Source organism: Pantoea sp. SGAir0175 (assembly GCF_043547855.1).
The window spans coordinates 1896607-1913229 of record NZ_CP028081.1 but is presented as its reverse complement, the minus strand read 5'-3'; the positions used below and the strand labels follow the sequence as shown (position 1 = coordinate 1913229).

At 48.1% G+C, this 16623-nt stretch carries 21 protein-coding genes and 3 pseudogenes; 14 read left to right on the top strand and 10 right to left on the bottom strand.

Annotated elements, in window-relative coordinates:
• A complete protein-coding gene (locus C1N56_RS08815) occupies positions 1 to 648 on the bottom strand; it encodes a metallophosphoesterase (RefSeq protein WP_394517463.1) in 648 nt (215 codons plus the stop codon).
• Positions 649 to 899: 251 nt separating this feature from the next.
• Here C1N56_RS08815 and C1N56_RS08810 point away from each other — a divergent pair, with 251 nt between their 5' ends.
• Positions 900 to 1631 carry a class I SAM-dependent methyltransferase gene (locus C1N56_RS08810; RefSeq protein ID WP_260640142.1) on the top strand — a complete coding sequence of 244 codons (732 nt, stop codon included), beginning with the start codon at positions 900 to 902 and terminating at the stop codon, positions 1629 to 1631.
• A 234-nt stretch (positions 1632 to 1865) separates the two neighbouring features.
• Here C1N56_RS08810 and C1N56_RS08805 read toward each other — a convergent pair whose 3' ends face one another.
• Positions 1866 to 2036 carry a hypothetical protein gene (locus C1N56_RS08805; protein ID WP_021510008.1) on the bottom strand — a complete coding sequence of 57 codons (171 nt, stop codon included), beginning with the start codon at positions 2034 to 2036 and terminating at the stop codon, positions 1866 to 1868.
• A 388-nt stretch (positions 2037 to 2424) separates the two neighbouring features.
• Between C1N56_RS08805 and C1N56_RS08800 the strand changes: the two genes are divergently transcribed.
• The 4 genes from C1N56_RS08800 to C1N56_RS08785 all read left to right on the top strand — a co-directional run bounded on the left by C1N56_RS08800 (position 2425) and on the right by C1N56_RS08785 (position 4101).
• Positions 2425 to 2655, top strand: coding sequence for a hypothetical protein (locus C1N56_RS08800; protein WP_125310105.1), 231 nt, complete (start codon positions 2425 to 2427; stop codon positions 2653 to 2655).
• A gap of 75 nt (positions 2656 to 2730) precedes the next feature.
• Positions 2731 to 3123, top strand: a complete 393-nt coding sequence (locus C1N56_RS08795; protein WP_058757753.1) for a YgiW/YdeI family stress tolerance OB fold protein — start codon at positions 2731 to 2733, stop codon at positions 3121 to 3123.
• 69 nt (positions 3124 to 3192) lie between these two features.
• Complete coding sequence (locus C1N56_RS08790; protein WP_394517408.1) at positions 3193 to 3363, top strand: hypothetical protein; 171 nt, start codon at positions 3193 to 3195, stop codon at positions 3361 to 3363.
• A gap of 177 nt (positions 3364 to 3540) precedes the next feature.
• Positions 3541 to 4101: a diguanylate cyclase gene (locus tag C1N56_RS08785; RefSeq protein ID WP_394517407.1), complete on the top strand. Its 561-nt coding sequence runs from the start codon at positions 3541 to 3543 to the stop codon at positions 4099 to 4101.
• A 110-nt stretch (positions 4102 to 4211) separates the two neighbouring features.
• On the opposite strand, the gene C1N56_RS08780 is transcribed toward C1N56_RS08785, so the two are convergent.
• The 3 genes from C1N56_RS08780 to C1N56_RS08770 all read right to left on the bottom strand — a co-directional run bounded on the left by C1N56_RS08780 (position 4212) and on the right by C1N56_RS08770 (position 4976).
• Positions 4212 to 4340 carry a hypothetical protein gene (locus C1N56_RS08780; RefSeq protein WP_021510004.1) on the bottom strand — a complete coding sequence of 43 codons (129 nt, stop codon included), beginning with the start codon at positions 4338 to 4340 and terminating at the stop codon, positions 4212 to 4214.
• A 253-nt stretch (positions 4341 to 4593) separates the two neighbouring features.
• Positions 4594 to 4743, bottom strand: a complete 150-nt coding sequence (locus C1N56_RS08775; RefSeq protein ID WP_230857119.1) for a cold shock small protein YmcF — start codon at positions 4741 to 4743, stop codon at positions 4594 to 4596.
• A gap of 20 nt (positions 4744 to 4763) precedes the next feature.
• Positions 4764 to 4976 carry a transcription antiterminator/RNA stability regulator CspE gene (locus C1N56_RS08770; RefSeq protein WP_021510003.1) on the bottom strand — a complete coding sequence of 71 codons (213 nt, stop codon included), beginning with the start codon at positions 4974 to 4976 and terminating at the stop codon, positions 4764 to 4766.
• A gap of 1070 nt (positions 4977 to 6046) precedes the next feature.
• Here C1N56_RS08770 and C1N56_RS08765 point away from each other — a divergent pair.
• Positions 6047 to 6271, top strand: a complete 225-nt coding sequence (locus C1N56_RS08765) for a hypothetical protein (protein ID WP_394517406.1) — start codon at positions 6047 to 6049, stop codon at positions 6269 to 6271.
• A gap of 319 nt (positions 6272 to 6590) precedes the next feature.
• Here C1N56_RS08765 and C1N56_RS08760 read toward each other — a convergent pair whose 3' ends face one another.
• On the bottom strand, positions 6591 to 6923 hold the full coding sequence (locus tag C1N56_RS08760; RefSeq protein WP_394517405.1) for a hypothetical protein: 333 nt from the start codon (positions 6921 to 6923) through the stop codon (positions 6591 to 6593).
• Between C1N56_RS08760 and C1N56_RS08755 the strand changes: the two genes are divergently transcribed.
• Entirely contained in the window at positions 6910 to 7149 is a 240-nt protein-coding gene (locus C1N56_RS08755; protein WP_394517404.1) for a hypothetical protein, read from the top strand. The two genes, C1N56_RS08760 and C1N56_RS08755, sit on opposite strands and share 14 nt — an antisense overlap.
• A gap of 107 nt (positions 7150 to 7256) precedes the next feature.
• Here C1N56_RS08755 and C1N56_RS08750 read toward each other — a convergent pair whose 3' ends face one another.
• From C1N56_RS08750 to C1N56_RS08740, 3 genes are all read right to left on the bottom strand, one after another.
• On the bottom strand, positions 7257 to 8288 hold the full coding sequence (locus C1N56_RS08750) for a putative phage abortive infection protein (RefSeq protein WP_394517403.1): 1032 nt from the start codon (positions 8286 to 8288) through the stop codon (positions 7257 to 7259).
• Positions 8289 to 8460: 172 nt separating this feature from the next.
• Positions 8461 to 9012 (bottom strand): hypothetical protein, encoded by a 552-nt coding sequence (locus C1N56_RS08745; protein ID WP_394517402.1) that lies wholly within the window; start codon positions 9010 to 9012, stop codon positions 8461 to 8463.
• Between the two features lie 72 nt (positions 9013 to 9084).
• The gene (locus C1N56_RS08740; RefSeq protein WP_394517401.1) at positions 9085 to 9927 is read right to left on the bottom strand and encodes a phage repressor protein CI; all 843 of its coding nucleotides are present in this window, start codon (positions 9925 to 9927) and stop codon (positions 9085 to 9087) included.
• A 114-nt stretch (positions 9928 to 10041) separates the two neighbouring features.
• Between C1N56_RS08740 and C1N56_RS08735 the strand changes: the two genes are divergently transcribed.
• The 7 genes and pseudogenes from C1N56_RS08735 to C1N56_RS08705 all read left to right on the top strand — a co-directional run bounded on the left by C1N56_RS08735 (position 10042) and on the right by C1N56_RS08705 (position 15554).
• A complete protein-coding gene (locus tag C1N56_RS08735) occupies positions 10042 to 10443 on the top strand; it encodes a hypothetical protein (RefSeq protein WP_394517400.1) in 402 nt (133 codons plus the stop codon).
• 31 nt (positions 10444 to 10474) lie between these two features.
• Entirely contained in the window at positions 10475 to 11044 is a 570-nt protein-coding gene (locus C1N56_RS08730) for a phage regulatory CII family protein (protein WP_394517399.1), read from the top strand.
• Positions 11045 to 11056: 12 nt separating this feature from the next.
• Positions 11057 to 11333: pseudogene (locus C1N56_RS08725) on the top strand (phage major tail tube protein); the annotation flags it as partial.
• Positions 11332 to 13559, top strand: a pseudogene (locus C1N56_RS08720) (phage tail tape measure protein); the annotation flags it as partial. The pseudogenes C1N56_RS08725 and C1N56_RS08720, both read left to right, overlap by 2 nt.
• Positions 13560 to 13562: 3 nt before the next feature.
• Positions 13563 to 14066: pseudogene (locus C1N56_RS08715) on the top strand (phage tail protein); the annotation flags it as partial.
• 19 nt (positions 14067 to 14085) lie between these two features.
• A complete protein-coding gene (locus tag C1N56_RS08710; RefSeq protein ID WP_394517398.1) occupies positions 14086 to 15261 on the top strand; it encodes a phage late control D family protein in 1176 nt (391 codons plus the stop codon).
• A gap of 77 nt (positions 15262 to 15338) precedes the next feature.
• Positions 15339 to 15554 carry an ogr/Delta-like zinc finger family protein gene (locus C1N56_RS08705; protein ID WP_394517462.1) on the top strand — a complete coding sequence of 72 codons (216 nt, stop codon included), beginning with the start codon at positions 15339 to 15341 and terminating at the stop codon, positions 15552 to 15554.
• Between the two features lie 55 nt (positions 15555 to 15609).
• Here C1N56_RS08705 and C1N56_RS08700 read toward each other — a convergent pair whose 3' ends face one another.
• On the bottom strand, positions 15610 to 16452 hold the full coding sequence (locus C1N56_RS08700) for a potassium channel family protein (protein ID WP_394517397.1): 843 nt from the start codon (positions 16450 to 16452) through the stop codon (positions 15610 to 15612).
• Between the last annotated feature and the right edge of the window lie 171 nt (positions 16453 to 16623).

Sequence of the window (16623 nt, the reverse complement as noted above, 5' to 3'; positions counted from 1 at the left end):
TTACTGCAACTGCACCAGCGTCAGCCGGTTGCCAAATACCGCGCCGGTATCAATGTAATGCTGATTCGCGGCGTTAAGCGGCTGCTCCAGCGGCGTATGGCCAAAGTAGAACGCACTGGCACCGGCGATCGGCTGCGAACGACCGCGCTGATGGCGAGCGAGCCGGTCGCGGCTCCAGACGACCTGATGCCAGTCGACATCCTGTCCCAGTGCATAGGCACTGGCAGGATAGTCAGCATGAGCAATGACGATGACGTGCTCCTCGAATTGCAGATGTAAAATCAGCGGCAGTTCGGCACAGCGCTTCAGCGCATGACGCGCGGCAATCAGCCGCGCACCGCTCAGCTGCCAGAACCAGTCCCCGCCGTTCATCATCCACAGCATCGGATCGTCGCCCTGCAGCGCATCGAGTGCCATCTGCTCGTGATTACCGCGCACGCAGCGGAACCACGGCTCTTCCAGCAGTTGCAGACAGCCAAGGCTGTCCGGCCCGCGGTCGATTAAATCCCCGACCGATAGCAGCAGATCCTGTTGCCGATCAAAGCCCTGCCGCAGCAGCTGCGCATCAAGCTGCACGCGGCAGCCGTGCAAATCACCGACCACCCAAATATTGCGCCAGTTATTTGCACGCAGCGTCTGATAAAACATGTAATCTGCCCCGGTTGACTGGAAGTTTAGTAAACCCGGCATAAAGTATAGTCCGGTGAGGGGTAGCCGCGGAGGCATCAGCGTGAGCAGTCGGAAACAGTTTGTTGGCATCCTCGTGATGATTTTTATTGGCAGCCTGCTGCTGCTGGAGTCGCTCGCGCGCCTGGTGCATCTGCTTTTTGTTGGCTGAGCGGTGTTTCATGCCGCGCTAAACGCTTACACTCCTTTGCGTCTTACTGAAAGGAGTCTCCATGAGTCAGAATATCTACGATAACCCCGAATTTTTTGCTGGCTATGCCACCCTGCCGCGGTCGGTCAACGGACTGGACGGCGCGCCCGAGTGGCCCGCGCTGCGGGCAATGCTGCCTGAACTGCGTGACCAGCGCGTGCTGGATTTGGGCTGCGGCTACGGCTGGTTTTGTCGTTACGCGCAACAGCAAGGCGCGCGTGAAGTTGTGGGGCTGGATGTGTCAGAAAAAATGCTGGCGCAGGCCGCTGCCATGACCGATCGGCCTGGCATCACTTACCAGCGCGCTGACCTCGAAACCCTGCAGCTCAGCAGCACCTTTGATGTGGTGTACAGTTCGCTGGCGCTGCACTATCTCAGCCATATCGACGCCCTGTTTGCCACAATTTTTCATGCGTTACGTCCCGGCGGCGCGCTGGTGTTTTCATGCGAGCATCCGATTTATACCGCTCCGCGTCAGCAGGAGTGGTTCATTGATGATGCCGGGCAGCGCAGCTGGCCAGTCAATCAGTATCAGCAGGAAGGTGAACGGGTCAGCAACTGGTTTGCCGCTGGCGTGAAGAAGCAGCACCGCAAGCTGGCAACGTGGATCAATGCGCTGATTGCCGCCGGTCTGGTGATTGAACGGCTGGATGAGTGGGGTCCGGATGTACAGCAGGTAGCGGAGAATCCGGCGCTGGACGAGGAGCGCGAGCGTCCGATGCTGTTTTTGCTGGCGGCGCGCAGGCCGCTGTAAGGTTTTCAGCAGTGGCTGCATCCTGCAGCCCTGTGAAAATTCCCCCCGGCGCTTATCTCCGGCACTCAATCAAGGTGTTAGCTCTGTAAGGGACGGCACCAACTGTAACGCTTAAGATTATTCCGAACAAGTTAAATGATATTAACTATCATTCTCAACTATTGATCTGGCATGCTGTCTGGCTGAGTCAACGGTGCATATCACAATCACACTACTGCTATGGCCAATCTATGCCTAACGCGTGATTAAAAAGATCGCCAGCATAAAACCGATAAACAAACCGGCAAAGGTCAGCAATCCGGTGCGCGGCGTTTTGGCCTGACCGACAATCGCGCCGATAAAAATGCTCAGAATGGTGAGCGTGCCAATCATCACCCAGAGAAGATAGTGTGTATTTGCTGCCATGCGAAATCCTGTTAAGCGGCCATCAATCAATGCGCCCTGTTATACCATTTTTCGCTGTGGCTGGCTGCTGTAAATATCCGCTGCGTTGTGCTCAACATGACAACGCACCACATAGGTGACAACGTCACTTGCGTATTATCTCACGCAATGTTATTGCGCCTAATAAATGCGCTAATTGAGCAAATAAAGTCCGGCAACAAGGGTACCGACGGAAATAATATGGAATAGCTCAGTCATGGTAGCGACCTCAATTTAATGCCTGTACGACTCAGTCAAGAACAGCATCTGGCGTACGTCAAATCATCACCGCCTGCATTAAGCGCAGCCGATGGCATAAATACCAATCGATGCTTAACTGAATACGTACCCATAAGACAGGAGGAAAGCCATGAGCCAGTCTGCATTAGCCACCTACCTTGCGTTAAGCGACGAGGACCTCAATGAGATGGGCATCCGTCCGGACACGCTGTTCGAAGCGCAGCCCGACGATAACGGCGCCGCCGGTTACTATTTCAACGTACCGGACACCACGCCGCAGCGCGTGCTGGGGCAGAAACGCTGGTCGCTGGGCGATCGCATCGATATTCCGGCCAGCGTGCTCAATAACGATTCAGCGTAACGGCTCCCGCGATGCGCGATCCTGTGCCAGGCTTAAATCATTGTGGAATGTTGCAATCAAGAGGGAATGATTATGATGAAGAAAACGGTACTGGCGTCACTGCTGATGGTGTTTAGTCTGGGCGCTATCGCTGAACAGGGCGGCTTTGAGGGCGGTAAAACCCCGCCACCGCAGAAACAACAGGACGCCGGTTATAAAGGTTCTGAAGACACCGGTCAGACGCATATCGAACAAATTCGGGATTTTCGTCAGGGCGGCTATGTCACGCTGGAAGGTTATATCGTTAAAAAGCTAAGCGGTGATAATTATCAATTCCGCGACAGCACCGGCACCGTGACCATTAAGGCTGCAGCCGATACCTTCAAAGGCAAAACCTATAACGCCGAGGATCAGGTCCGGGTGAGCGGCAAAGTGTATGGCCGGGGCGAAAATACCCGCGTCGATGTTGCACGTATTGAAGAACCTTAATGCATTATTGTCCGGTCCGCCGTCGCGTGTGCGGCGGACGTTATCTTTCCCTTCGCAGGAAATCATCGCATGAAGAGCCTGTTTGCCAGTCTGTTAATCCTCTCCACCCTGACCGCGCTGGCTGGCTGTCAGCAACCTGAACGGCCAATTGGCCCGGACGGACGCCCTAATGTCCCTGCAGAACAACCGGTGCCCGGCAGTCCAATGAGTAAGGGGCCGGTAGGTCAGCCGCAGGCCTGACTGTTAGCGGCATCAGCACTTATCACGCCCTGCCCTGAAAATTTATCGTCCTTATCGCCGCCGGGTTTTATTCCCGGCGGCATTTTTACGTCTGGCTTAATTAAAGTTCACCGCCATTATCCTGATTAATTTTTCATAGCTATGCTTGGTTATTACGCTGAAATAAAGGATATGCTGATGCACAGTCTTGATCCACAAATGTTGCTGTTACTCTATTTTGTCTTACCGGTTTGGCTTATTGCTGGCTTTGCCGACTGGCTTTGCCATCGCGCAACCGAAATAGAGCACACCTCCGGCGTTAAAGAGACGTGGATACATATTTTAATGTTTCTGGAGATGGGCATTCCGCTGCTGCTGGCATTATTTTTTGAGGTGAATGCGCTGATTATTGCGCTAATGATCGTGCTGTTTTTTTGTCATGAAGCCACTGCGTTATGGGACGTCAGCTATGCGGTGAAAAGCAGAAAAGTGACGCCGGTCGAACAACACATCCACAGTTTTCTCGAAATGGTGCCGCTGATGGCGCTGCTACTGGTGATCTCCCGTCACTGGCCGCAATTTCTCGCGCTGTTTGGGGCCGGCAATGAAGCGCCCCGATTTACTCTAACGCTACGTGCCGATCCGCTGCCGCAGGGTTATATTATTGGCGTACTGTGCGCAATCGTGGTGTTTGAACTGCTGCCTTATCTGGAAGAATATCTGCGTACCCAGCGCGCGAAGAAAAACGCCTCAACGTGAACAGCATAAACCACCGTGCTGAATTGAAATGTGGATGATTGGGGAAGCTATTGATTCCACCACAGCCAATACCCACATGATAAAAAAACCTCCCGCGGGAGGTTTATCGATTAGATCGGTTTTTGCCCATCGTCTTCAGGCAATCCGGTGCCGGTATCATCATCGTCATCCAGCGGCTCTTCGCCGGGCACCTGCGCATCATCAGGCAGCGGAGTGACATCATCGGGTCGTTCTGACATAAGCACCTCCATACCCCACATTGGGTAATAACTATTTTAGTTGCGTTATCCTTCAGCCCGGCGGGTTTATCACGCATCTGTGAATTAAGCGTAAGAAGTAAATTAGTCAGCGATTTACGCTTTGCTTATCGCCAGGCTTCAGCTAGTAACCATAAAAAAGGCCACCCGAAGGTGACCAATAATAGGGTACTCGCTGCGTTAGTCATCATGTGTGGTTATTAATTTATTTCGCCACATGAATAACACAACTGAATTAATTCGCTTCTTTCATCACATACAACGACGAGGCGATGGCAATCATAATCGACTTACAAAAAATACATTTTGCGCCGAGTGGATTTTGCCTGTTCCTGTCAAAAATGGACTGGCGATATTGAGAGCCCTGACATTGTGGGCATCTCATAGCATTAATTACTGTAATAATCAGAGACCTGTAACGTTAACAGCTGACGGACCTTTAGGGCCGTTTTCTACAGAGAATTCAACTTTCTGACCGTCATCGAGTGAGCGGAAGTCAGTTCCCTGAATAGCAGAGAAATGGACGAAAACGTCTTTGCTGCCGTCTTCCGGAGAAATGAAGCCGAAACCTTTCTCAGCGTTGAACCATTTTACTGTACCGAGCATTTTATTTGACATGTTTATACCTTGATAATGAGCCATATGGCATTAGAGGCTGAACCGCAGCGACACATCAGAACCTGAGATAAAACTCAAAGAGAAAGGCACAGGAAAGGCACTAACACAGATGAGAGATACAAAACGAACTAACTATGGGACTGTCTGCTTATCAGACCGGAGATGCATTAACGCACGTCTGGCGGGTAAACACAAGGGCTAATAAAATTTAATGGCCAATTAAAGGCGTAACGAAACGGTGAACGCTCCGCGTTTAAAGTTTTAAGTGGATAGATTCAGTCACTATTTTAATCTCTGAAAGCCTCAGGCATTTAAAATAATTATTTTACTGCGGCCACGACTGCCATTTTGTCTGATAAAGAGTAGATGTCCATGGCGTTTAGAGTTTTGCTGTGGTGATGATGTCTCGGAGCACCGTGGTGTGCATCTCGATCCACTGATTGGCCGCCCGCAGTGTTTAATGCCAGCTCAGGCGGTCAAGTTCTTTGATGAGGTTGAAGCTGCTGATGATATAGCGACCGGCAACGTCGCGTTTCACCGCTTGCCTGAAAGCAATTATGAATTGCAACAATCGCTTAGCGCAGAAATAATGTAGCTTGAGGCAATAAAAAACTTACTTAAATGCAACCGTTCATGCCATGCTTTTCCCGGAGCATTACAGAAATGTCGAGCTGCAGCGCCCACACGGCACCAACCCTATTTATCATAGTGAGGAAACATAAGCGGTGAAATGGATTTTATTATCAGGAATATTGCTGTCCATGACAGCCATGGCGGATGATAGATCATTTGAAACGCCAGAAATTAAATGCCTGAATGACCACACTATCTCCTTCATTGAGTCCGATATTTAGGCAAAAAAAATCGTCGATGAGGCTTATGTTATCTGCAAGCCTGAACTGGATGAGTGGATGAAGTTGCAGGAACCGTTGCCTGAAGAAATGAAGCAGAAGACACGTAGGGAGCTGTACGACTTTTACATCAGGATGATAAATATACGACGAAATTATGAAGCTAAGAAAAACACAGAGTCTGCACACCAACCCGATTTATCATAAGGATGCGGATAAATGAGTATAATTTTTGTTCCCCCGCTTATCACGCTTCTGCTTAACAGGGAGAGTGAGAAAGGCAGCCCACTGACTGAGGATGAAGTAAATAACATCAGAGACGATGCGACAGCTATCAGTCTGGATAGTGAAACTGCTTTGGCGATGATGAAGAGCCGTGGCTACCGGGATATAGACCCTGAAAATTGCTGGGCAGAATGGTTGGCATTCAGGAGCGATAAGTAGTGTTTTAGAGCGCAGTGTCAATGGCATGCAAGCCGCCTATATTCAGCCCAGAATGGAGGTGAATTTGCGCAAAGACTGCTGGGCAATAAGAACATATTCATGACCAAAAAGTATCGGGATTCACGCGCTCAGGCGGATCTGATGATTTGATTTGGATATAAGGATTTCGGACAAATTTCGGACATTTTCGTACTGACGGGAATTAATCATTGTAAAACAAAAATATAAAAAAAGACCGAATACTATTTTCGGTCTTAATTTTCAAGTAGTTACTACCGACAATGGCGATGAAATGGCTATTCAATGTTTGGAGCACTTTCTATTCTAAAATATCTATAGATTTGATCTTTTGAATTGTGGCAACAATCTCATCAGGATTACAGTTTGATGCATCGATTTCTTTTATTTTATCTCCATCATAAACAATCCGCACTTTCTTACCACGATTAACAAAAGCTACTATTATGCCTGCCACTCCGCCGATAAGAGCAGTTGTTATTGGCAACAAAATATTTATGTACTCAATATTACCAGCAGAAAAGCATAAAGGTCCCCTCTCATTTTTTTGCCCTAACTTATCGAGTTCATCCTTAATCTCGTCTATAATATTCCATCTTGCACGGCAATGGATTGATTCAATGAAATTATTCATCTTGAGTGACAAACTCCCTTTAATGAAAAAAATTAAATTTGCTGCTGTTTTTATTAATAGTGGGATAACCATTCTTACTGGTAAAAACCTTTCATTCTCCTTTCAAACAACACCAACTGAGCAGATTTGTTTCTTTGGGGCAGATGTGCATCAGCAAAATCTACCCCAAAATGAAACCATTATTTTACTTTCCAGTGATGAAAAAATCATTAAAGACAGCTTGTGATTATTTTTAGCGCAATGTATTTTGAATAAAAACTACATAAAAATAATAATTATACGATTACTATGTAATAACAATACATCAGGTATAACATAGCCATCAATGTATTGTTAATTTTTTTTCAATCGATAAAATCGCTTTGGGAAATCAATATATGAATTTTTGCCAAACGCTCCCCCAGGATGCCGACGCAAATCTAATTTTTTTGAGTTTTGGACAATCTCTTGGTCACTCACTAAGTATTTTCCCAAAAAGAAAAATGACACATAAAACACACCAACAACTTTAACTGTATTATCGCTTTTTGGTCTCGATAAGGGTAAATGCTCGAGCATTTCATATCTGCTAAGTAATCCCTGAAATTCACCACGATCACATACCCCTTTATAACTGTTTAGCATTAAAACAGCCAACTCATTTGCAGAAAGCTGCGCTCTCAAGGTATGGCAATACTCTTTTTTTTCAGAAAGAGAAAATGGTTCAGGCAAATCATCAATTATCTTCATGATCCTGTAGAGATTTCTGAAATAGTGTCCGAACCATTCGTTTTTCTCGTTGTTGATAATCTTATATCTTCTAATTAACTCATCTTCATCTGGATCGTGATAGCTCAAAATATTAATCAATGTTGAAAAACACTCTCGCCCTGTGCTGGTTTCGTTTAAATTAATTCTATCTCTTTCACTTAACCAGCTGTTCTGTATTTTGAAATTACCTAAATCTAACTGAAGATTTTTAACGATTTCGTGATGCAAATTAATTCCACTATAAAATGTACTCTCGATGCTTTGTTTTCTGATTACGTTTTTTGTTTCACTGTATTCTCTCCTAGTTAGTTCCAACTCATCTCGAGAGAGTTTTAACTCCTTTCTTTGCATTACAATTGTCATTACTAAACAAAGAAACGTTATAAATGAAAAAATAGGATTCGCCACCCCTCCTAAAAAATCACCAAATGTACCCAGTTTATCCCATTTAAAGAGTAGAGCAAACAAGTCTATTAAGACGAGAAAAATAAATGCAACAAAAGCAAAAACCATAAAAAAAGATAATTGCCTATTAGTATCTCCCTCTATTATATTATCGATTAAAACTCCAGTTTTTTTCTTGAGTTTTTCAAAAAACTCTAGTTGTTTGCTCATCGCATAAACCTCTACAAATCAGAAAGTTACTGTTTTATCGTTTTATTCACACTATGATATTTACTAAAAGAAAGATTTCGATTTAAACCATTCAAATTAATAAATTAAAAACAAGCGTGCCTGAAAAATGGCTATAGGAGAATTAGCGCTACATGCTAAAAGTCTGTAGCTATCAGTCCTTATGCCATTCTTGGAAATTTTTGGGAAATCTATGGTTGAACCCATCGATATGGCAACTAAGCTTGTGGTAATCGTGGTTGGTTTTTATCTCAAAATGATAGCGAGGTCTATCGATATATCCTTTCACTGAGACATGTAAAGTTGCCACTGTCTTCACATGCAACAAATGATATGCATCTCGCAAGTAGGACACCTCGTATTTCTTCTCATCCAAAGCAGGACTCCAGTTATAATCAACTTCTATTTCTTTCAAAAAGCCAAGTTTTCGAAGCAAGAAATTGGGATGAGGAATACTCTTAGTCACTGTCAATGACTTAATGATAGCTGCAGTCGAGCTCGGGTTGTAGAATGCCAGTTTTATAACAAAATTATCATCGCATTGTTTACACTCAATAAAATTAAGATTAGTTGTATTCACCCTTAAATTATTAGAGTTCAATAAATAACTTTTACGCTGCAACTTACTATTTTTAAGATGAATTATAATCATAAATAAAGATATTGAGGTGTTTATAATTAATAGAACATCTTTGACATCATCCATGGACACATTATCACCTTATTTTATAAACTCAACTTCACCACGCTCACTAAAACGTCATTCGATGTCGCCAATTTATAAATTATTAGTCATAGTTAAAACTACTTTTCCTGCAATTTTCACTTCATCAGCGCCACAAGTGAAGTTAGTTCCTTTACTCATCACACTAATCCTACGTCCTGGCAATAGGGTAATATCATAGATATCGTATTTATTATCAATACCGAGCAACCAACGACCATTGCTGATTTCGAAGATAGTCGTATCAACGATCCATGCCCCAGTATTACTTGAAATAAAAACCGGCTCGTTGAGAGCGTATGGGATAAAGCTTAAATCGACCGCCCAGCTTCCAGCATCATGTAGCACGCCTGTAATTAGACTCTTGCGTGGGACCGCCATGGCTGTGCTTTGTTTGGCGCTTTTGCCTTCATGCGAACCCTTCCCCGTAGCCAACCATAACAGAGACACGCCGGTATCAATCGCACACGTCACTACTACATCTCCAGGAAAATAATTTCTGCGCACCCATGTACTGACTGTGCCGGATGAAATACCAAGCAGCTCGCAGAGTTGCTTCTGAAGCGTAAAGCCATAAGCATCCATGATCCGACGTAGTACAGGCTTGCCGCCGTTCGAAGTTATCTCACTATAAAGAGCCTCACCGTTTGGAGCATGAGGTTCATTTTCAAATTTTGCTTTTGCAAGTTCACCTGTTACTAGCCATTGCAAATTGGCGCCAGTGTCCAACGCACACTTGATTATTGAGTTTCCTGGAACACTATCACGCTGCGTCCAGCCACTAATGTTGTTTGCTGGAATTTCAAGGGCTGCTGCCAGGTCTTTCTGCGTGCTAACACCATAAGAAGACATCAATCTTTCGAGAATCTGAGCGCTACCGCCTTTCCCTACAATCATAAAAACACCAAAAAGTGATAAATAATAATTTATCAAATCGCTTTTAAGATCTAAAGTGCATTCACACCACATGAAACACGATAGAACAAAACGGACCAAAGGAGATACTGCGTTATGCATACTGAAAATGCAATCAGCCAGAACGCATTTGACTTAGTGCAATCTCAAGATTTTATTGCCAATGTCGCAGCGATTTTAATGCCAGCCATCAGCGAAGCGGTTAACGACGCCGTAAACAAAGCCATAACGCTGGCTACATCCCCAACAATGTCTAAGCAGGATTTTGCTGCAGCCAACCGCATTAGCCTGTCAGTGCTGGAAAAATGGATTGCTAACGGGGTTGTGCTGCTCGCCCCTACCCCATCTTTCACCTACACGCAGAACCGCACTAATCGTAAGACTGGCGAAGTGGTAGAAACCACTATGACCAAACATGGCAATCCGCTTATCAATGTTGCTGCGTGGCGTGAAAAGAACCGCCAGCAGGCAATCAAATGCCGCTACATCAAACCATAACTTGATTTTGCAAGTTGAGAAGGATCTGAGCATGTTTGATTTCAAGGTTTCTACCCATACCCATTACGACGATCCCTGTCGCAAATTCGCGTTAGCTCACAACATGGAAGACGTCGCTAAGCAGTCCGGGATGCGCGCGCAAACTCTGCGTAATAAGCTGAATCCAGACCAGCCGCATCAACTTACCGTCTTAGAAGTTTTAGCTCTTACCGATGTCACTGAGGATGCAACATTAGTTGATGGCCTGCTTGCGCAAATCCAGTGCCTCCCCTGTGTGCCGGTAAATGAAGTCGCAGATGAAAAATTTCCCCTGTATGTCATGAAAGCCACCGCAGAAGTAGGCCAGTTAGCCGCTGGCGCAACCTCTACAGAAACTATGACAGCCATCAACGCGAAATTTCGCGAGCTGGTCACTGCCGGTTATCTGCTGGGTGCATCCGCCTGGTATGACGAAAGCGCCAACGACAAAGACACACTGAAAGCGGGCAAGCTCTTTCTCGACTACGACTACACGCCGTGTCCGCCGCTGGAAGACCTGACCCTGCGCCAGCGCATCACCGATAAATATCTGGCGAACTTCGCCGCATCCGTAAACAGCTGAGGAGCCGGATAAATGGCACTCCCACGCAAACTGAAGGGCATGAACCTTTTCAACAACGCCAACAGCTATCAGGGCGTCGTCACCGCCGTTACCCTGCCGAAGCTGGCGCGCAAGCTCGACCCGTTCCGCGCGGGCGGCATGAGCGGCGCGGCCTTCATTGATAACGGTCTGGAAGATGATGCGCTTGATATGGAATGGAGTATCGGCGGCATTGATGAGCTGGTACTCACGCAGTGGGGAGCCTCCGATATTCCCCTGCGCCTTTACCGGCTCTTACCAGCGCGACGATGGCCGTGCAGTTTAAAAACACGGAACGGCCAACTACTCAACAGGCCCGTGCACTGGAAAAGGCCCGGCAGGCAGCGGCAGAGCTGCAGACGAAAACCAACAGCCTGCGCCTGTCGGTGCAGCAGCAGCGCGAGGCGCTTAACGCGGCGGGGATTTCCACCAAAAGCCTGAGCAGCGAGCAGCAGCGCCTGCGAACCTCATCAGCGCAGGCAACCGTCAGCCTGGGCCGTCAGAAAATGGAGCTGCAGCGGCTGAATGCACAGCAGGAGCGGCTGAACCAGACCAGTGAGCGCTACCGCAAAGGCCAGGAGCTGTCGGGCAAGGTGCGCAATATGGGTGCGGCTGGTATCGGGGCTGCAACGGTCGGCGGCATGGCGGCAACCTCGCTGCTGATGCCGGGCTTTGATTTCGCACAGAAGAACTCCGAGCTGCAGGCCGTGCTCGGCGTGGCAAAAGATTCTAAGGAGATGACCGCACTGCGTGCGCAGGCGCGTCAGCTCGGCGATACAACGGCCGCGTCTGCCGATGATGCGGTAGGTGCACAGATCGTTATCGCCAAAGGTGGCGGCGATGCCGCAGCCGTTCAGGCCGTTACGCCTGTCACACTCAACATGGCGCTGGCGAACAAGCGCATGATGGAGGAAAACGCCGGGCTGCTGATGGGTATGAAATCAGCCTTCCAGCTTTCAAACGATAAGGTTGCACACATCGGCGACGTGCTGTCGATGACCATGAATAAAACGGCCGCTGACTTTGACGGGCTTAGCGACGCGCTGACCTACGTCGCCCCGGTGGCGAAAAATGCGGGCGTCAGCATCCCACAGGCGGCAGCGATGGTCGGCGCTTTACACGATGCCAAAATAACCGGCTCGATGGCCGGTACGGGAAGCCGCGCTGTGCTGAGCAGGCTGCAGGCTCCTACCGGTGAATCATTCAAGGCTATCAAAGAACTGGGGATTAAAACCGCAGACGGCAAAGGAAATACCCGGCCGATCTTCGCCATTCTGAAAGAAATGCAGGCGAGCTTTGATCGTAACAAGCTGGGATCGGGCCAGCGTGCCGAGTACATGAAAACTATTTTTGGCGAGGAGGCCAGCTCCTCAGCGGCCGTGCTGATGACAGCCGCCTCAACCGGCAAGCTCGATCAGCTGACCGCCACGTTTAAAGCCTCTGATGGTAAAACCGCCGAGCTGGTCCAGGTCATGCAGGATAACCTCGGCGGCGATCTGAAAGAGCTGCAGTCTGCGTATGAGGCTATCGGCACCGACATTTTGACCAGAACGATGGCACTCTGCGAACACTCACCCAAGATACAGCGGCGCTGCTGCTCAAGGTTGACGGCTGGATTAAAGCTAATCCTGAGCTGGCAGGCGGTATTGCTAAGGTGGTAATGGGCGGGTTGATGTTAGCCGGGGCGCTGGGCGCTATCGGGCTGGTAGCCTGGCCGGTGATTGCAGGCGTTAATACCCTGATTGCCGGAGTGGGCTTCCTCGGCACGGCATTCAGCATCGCGGGCGGAGCGATTACGGCGGCGCTCGGTGCTATCACGCTGCCGGTTCTGGCCGTCGCGGCGGCAATCGTGGCCGGGGCGCTACTGGTGCGCAAATACTGGGAACCCATCAGCGCCTTTATCGCGGGCATGGCCGAAGGCTTCACCGCTGCGATGGGACCGATCAGTGATTCCTTCGGCTCGCTGAAGCCCGTTTTTGAGTGGGTAGGCGGTAAGGTTAAAGAGCTTTGGGACTGGTTCGGCAAACTGCTGGAGCCGGTCAAATCCACGCAGGCCGAACTTGCCGCCGCCGGAGACATGGGCAAGCAGTTCGGCAACATGCTGGCCGAGGCACTGAAAATTCCGGGGCATGCGCTCGATCAGCTTATGGGTGGCATCAACTGAGTGCTGGATAAGCTCGGCATTATCGACACGAAATCCGACGAGCTGAAAGACAAAGTGCCGTCGCCCGATCCAATAGCAACCGGCGGCGCGGGCGCAGATACCGGCGGGCTGGAATACAACCTCGCCTATGGTGGCGCGGCGTACCGTCCGGTTTCAGCGCCGTCAGCAGGCGGCGGATTTACAGACCGCAGCCAGAATACCTATCAGTATGAAATCAATATGCACGAGGGCATGACCAAAGACGACGCAATGGCGTTGATGGCGCAGCACCAGGCCAGAGAGCAGCGCAACCGTCAGGCACAGAACCGCAGCAAGATGGGCTGGGAGGATTAACCGATGATGATGATTTACGGCATGATGCCATTTATGCGGCAGACCCTGCCTTACGGGGATATGCAGCAGAATATTGATTACCGCTGGCCCACTAACAGCCGGTTCGGGCAGCGCCCGTCGGCGCAGTTTATCGGGCCGGGCGATGAAAAAATCACGCTATCCGGGGAGCTGCGCCCGGAAATCACGGGCGGCTCGATGTCGCTGATGACAATCCGCCTGATGGCCGACGAGGGCATGGCATGGCCGCTGATTGGCGGCAGCGGCATGATTTATGGCATGTACGTGATCGAGAGTATTTCTAAAACTTTCAGTGAGTTATACCCCAACGGCACGGCCAGCAAAATCATGTTTACGCTGAGCCTGGAACGCGTTGATGAGTCGCTCACCTCCATGTTTGGCGATTTGAAAAAGCAGGCTGACGGGCTTATCAGCGGCTCCGCCAGTCTGCTAGGTCAATTTACGTCAGCAATCGACGGCGTGAAGTCGGCGGCCGGTAGCCTGATTTCAACTGCAGGGGACTGCTCGGATGATCGGGATAAGCAGCCTGCCGGTGCAGGCCGGGGCGCAGCTGACGCCGGATTTCATGCTGAAGGTTAATTCTAATGACGTCACAACCAACATCCGGGATCGCCTTATCTCGATGACGCTGACCGATAACCGCGGCTTTGAAGCTGACCAGCTGGATATTGAGCTGGACGACGCCGACGGGCAGCTGGCGATGCCGGTACGCGGCGCAGTGATAACGCTGTTTCTCGGTTGGAAAGGACAGACGCTTTTCGGGAAAGGCAATTTCACCGTTGATGAGGTTGAGCACCACGGTGCGCCGGACACCATGACAATCCGCGCCCGCAGTGCTGATTTCCGTGGCTCGCTCAATTCCCGCCGGGAGGTGTCCTATCACGACACTACCCTGGGGGAAGTCGTCACGCAGATAGCCGCTCGCAATAACTTAAAGCCCATGCTGGCTGATGGGTTCGCCGGAATTGCCGTGGCCCACATTGACCAGACGCAGGAAACAGACGCTAAATTCCTGACGCGACTCGCCACGCTTTATGGTGCGGTTGCGGCAGTGAAGGCCGGGCGGCTTCTGTTTATAAAGCCCGGTAACGGCGTCACCGCCAGCGGAAAGCCAATCCCGCAGATGACGATCACGCGGCAGGATGGTGACCGGCACAGCTTCAGCATTGCCGACCGTGGCGCATACACTGGCGTCTCGGCAAGCTGGCTGCATACTAAAGACCCTAAGCCTAAGAAAGTTAAGGTAAAGCGCAAGCCGAAAGAAAAGCATCTGCGCGCGCTGGAGCACCCGGCGGCTAAAAAGAAAAAGACGACCGCGACCAAAACACCGGAGGCCAAAGAGGGTGATTATCTGGCGGGTACAGAAAACAACATCTTTACCCTGACGACCGTGTATGCATCGAAAGCAGCAGCGATGCGGGCTGCAAAAGCAAAGTGGGATAAGCTGCAGCGCGGCGTCGCTGAGTTCTCGCTCACGCTTGCAATGGGGCGCGCCGACCTGTACCCGGAAACACCGGTCAGGGTGAGCGGCTTTAAATCAGTGATCGATGCGCAGCCGTGGATTATCAGCAAGGTCACACATAGCCTTAGCGGCAGCGGATACACGACCACGCTTGAGTTTGAAGTGCTGCTTTCAGGTATTGAATATCAGTCAGAAACAGAGGGTGAAACGGAAACTGCTTAATTCGGGTGTAATTTGCAAAACACAATTTGCATATTCAAACTAAGTGGCTCTCCCCTGCCCTTTTGAGGATATCGATGATGATGCACTGCCCTTTATGCCAGACAGCAGCCCACGCAAAAAGCAGCCGCTATGTTTCAAAAGAAACAAAAGAACGTTATCACCAGTGCCAGAATATTAATTGCAGCTGCACATTCAAAACACAAGAGACCGTGACAGGAATGATTGTATCGCCTGGGCAAATCAATAAGGTGCCGATGTATACTAGCCAGCAGCAACCGTCCTTACTCCACTGATCTAGCCCGCTTACGCGGGCGTTATTCATAGCATCATGTAAATTTACCTACTTTGCTAATCATTTTTTTGTAGTTTAGTAACCACTTTGCTTGTCGCGAATGCTAAGATAAAAATTGAAACCAGCAACTGAAAAGTTACCATCCCTCTGGCACCCGGGGAACTTGCCATGATATCCCCAAAAGTAGTAGTAGTTGAAATACCGACGCTGTAATAAAAAAAATCCAACATAGTCATTCCAGGCCTATCTCTATTAATCAAAAAAGATTCTGCTTTTTTTTGCAGTTCAAGCCTTCTCTTTTCATTCTCATCTATTTCTTTCCTAATCCTATCTTTCTGTAAGTTTTTATCTTGAATTTCACTCCACGTTTTCTTGTCATTGAATTCAGCCCTATGTTCAAACGCATAATCATTTGCTTCTTTTATTTTTTTGGCAATATTCAATTTTAACTCTGCAACAGCGACATTATCTGCGCTATTTTCTGTCTTAGTAGTTAATAAAGCCACTAACTCAGCTTTCAAATCTTTAACAGAATCGTTAACATATTGATTATAATTAACATCTAATATAGCTTCATTTCGCTTAATTAAAACCCCTTCTTCTGAGTAAGTCTTATTTAGATCATTATTTAACTTAAGGCCATTTAAAACAATCTCATTGTGTTCAGAGACTAATTGATTGCTTCTAGCATAAAGGTCTGACTGAGAAAAATATCGCCCGTCATTTATTTCTGGATTCAAACCATAAGCGATCCTTGAGGCGTTTTCGATAGGAGTGGAATTTAAGTAATCATTTTTAACAAAAGAATCAGGATTAACTTTCCAAAAAAACCAGTGTGCAAATGTAAAAAAAATTATCACTAAGCTAAAGTGTACAAGAGGATTTCTAAAAGTTGACACAGTAATTATCCTTAAAATAAAAAATAATACTTAAAGCGTAACTAGTGAAAATACGCCGCCGATATATTTATCATAATCGGCAAAAATCACATAAAACTTAGTGTTGGAATTCAAAAAAACAAACATTAAATACTGTTTTTATATACAGCATCTTACTGTTATTTGATGGAG

Coding starts and splice junctions, on each gene's coding strand:
- C1N56_RS08790 (WP_394517408.1), top strand. CDS start 3,193: ATGAAGAGCCTGTTTGCCAGTCTGTTAATCCTCTCCACCCTGACCGCG.
- C1N56_RS08785 (WP_394517407.1), top strand. CDS start 3,541: ATGCACAGTCTTGATCCACAAATGTTGCTGTTACTCTATTTTGTCTTA.
- C1N56_RS08780 (WP_021510004.1), bottom strand. CDS start 4,340: ATGTCAGAACGACCCGATGATGTCACTCCGCTGCCTGATGATGCGCAG.
- C1N56_RS08745 (WP_394517402.1), bottom strand. CDS start 9,012: ATGGATGATGTCAAAGATGTTCTATTAATTATAAACACCTCAATATCT.
- C1N56_RS08755 (WP_394517404.1), top strand. CDS start 6,910: ATGAAATTATTCATCTTGAGTGACAAACTCCCTTTAATGAAAAAAATT.
- C1N56_RS08750 (WP_394517403.1), bottom strand. CDS start 8,288: ATGAGCAAACAACTAGAGTTTTTTGAAAAACTCAAGAAAAAAACTGGA.
- C1N56_RS08810 (WP_260640142.1), top strand. CDS start 900: ATGAGTCAGAATATCTACGATAACCCCGAATTTTTTGCTGGCTATGCC.
- C1N56_RS08740 (WP_394517401.1), bottom strand. CDS start 9,927: ATGATTGTAGGGAAAGGCGGTAGCGCTCAGATTCTCGAAAGATTGATG.
- C1N56_RS08730 (WP_394517399.1), top strand. CDS start 10,475: ATGTTTGATTTCAAGGTTTCTACCCATACCCATTACGACGATCCCTGT.
- C1N56_RS08770 (WP_021510003.1), bottom strand. CDS start 4,976: ATGTCAAATAAAATGCTCGGTACAGTAAAATGGTTCAACGCTGAGAAA.
- C1N56_RS08815 (WP_394517463.1), bottom strand. CDS start 648: ATGTTTTATCAGACGCTGCGTGCAAATAACTGGCGCAATATTTGGGTG.
- C1N56_RS08805 (WP_021510008.1), bottom strand. CDS start 2,036: ATGGCAGCAAATACACACTATCTTCTCTGGGTGATGATTGGCACGCTC.
- C1N56_RS08760 (WP_394517405.1), bottom strand. CDS start 6,923: ATGAATAATTTCATTGAATCAATCCATTGCCGTGCAAGATGGAATATT.
- C1N56_RS08735 (WP_394517400.1), top strand. CDS start 10,042: ATGCATACTGAAAATGCAATCAGCCAGAACGCATTTGACTTAGTGCAA.
- C1N56_RS08705 (WP_394517462.1), top strand. CDS start 15,339: ATGATGCACTGCCCTTTATGCCAGACAGCAGCCCACGCAAAAAGCAGC.
- C1N56_RS08800 (WP_125310105.1), top strand. CDS start 2,425: ATGAGCCAGTCTGCATTAGCCACCTACCTTGCGTTAAGCGACGAGGAC.
- C1N56_RS08765 (WP_394517406.1), top strand. CDS start 6,047: ATGAGTATAATTTTTGTTCCCCCGCTTATCACGCTTCTGCTTAACAGG.
- C1N56_RS08795 (WP_058757753.1), top strand. CDS start 2,731: ATGAAGAAAACGGTACTGGCGTCACTGCTGATGGTGTTTAGTCTGGGC.
- C1N56_RS08710 (WP_394517398.1), top strand. CDS start 14,086: ATGATCGGGATAAGCAGCCTGCCGGTGCAGGCCGGGGCGCAGCTGACG.
- C1N56_RS08775 (WP_230857119.1), bottom strand. CDS start 4,743: ATGAGATGCCCACAATGTCAGGGCTCTCAATATCGCCAGTCCATTTTT.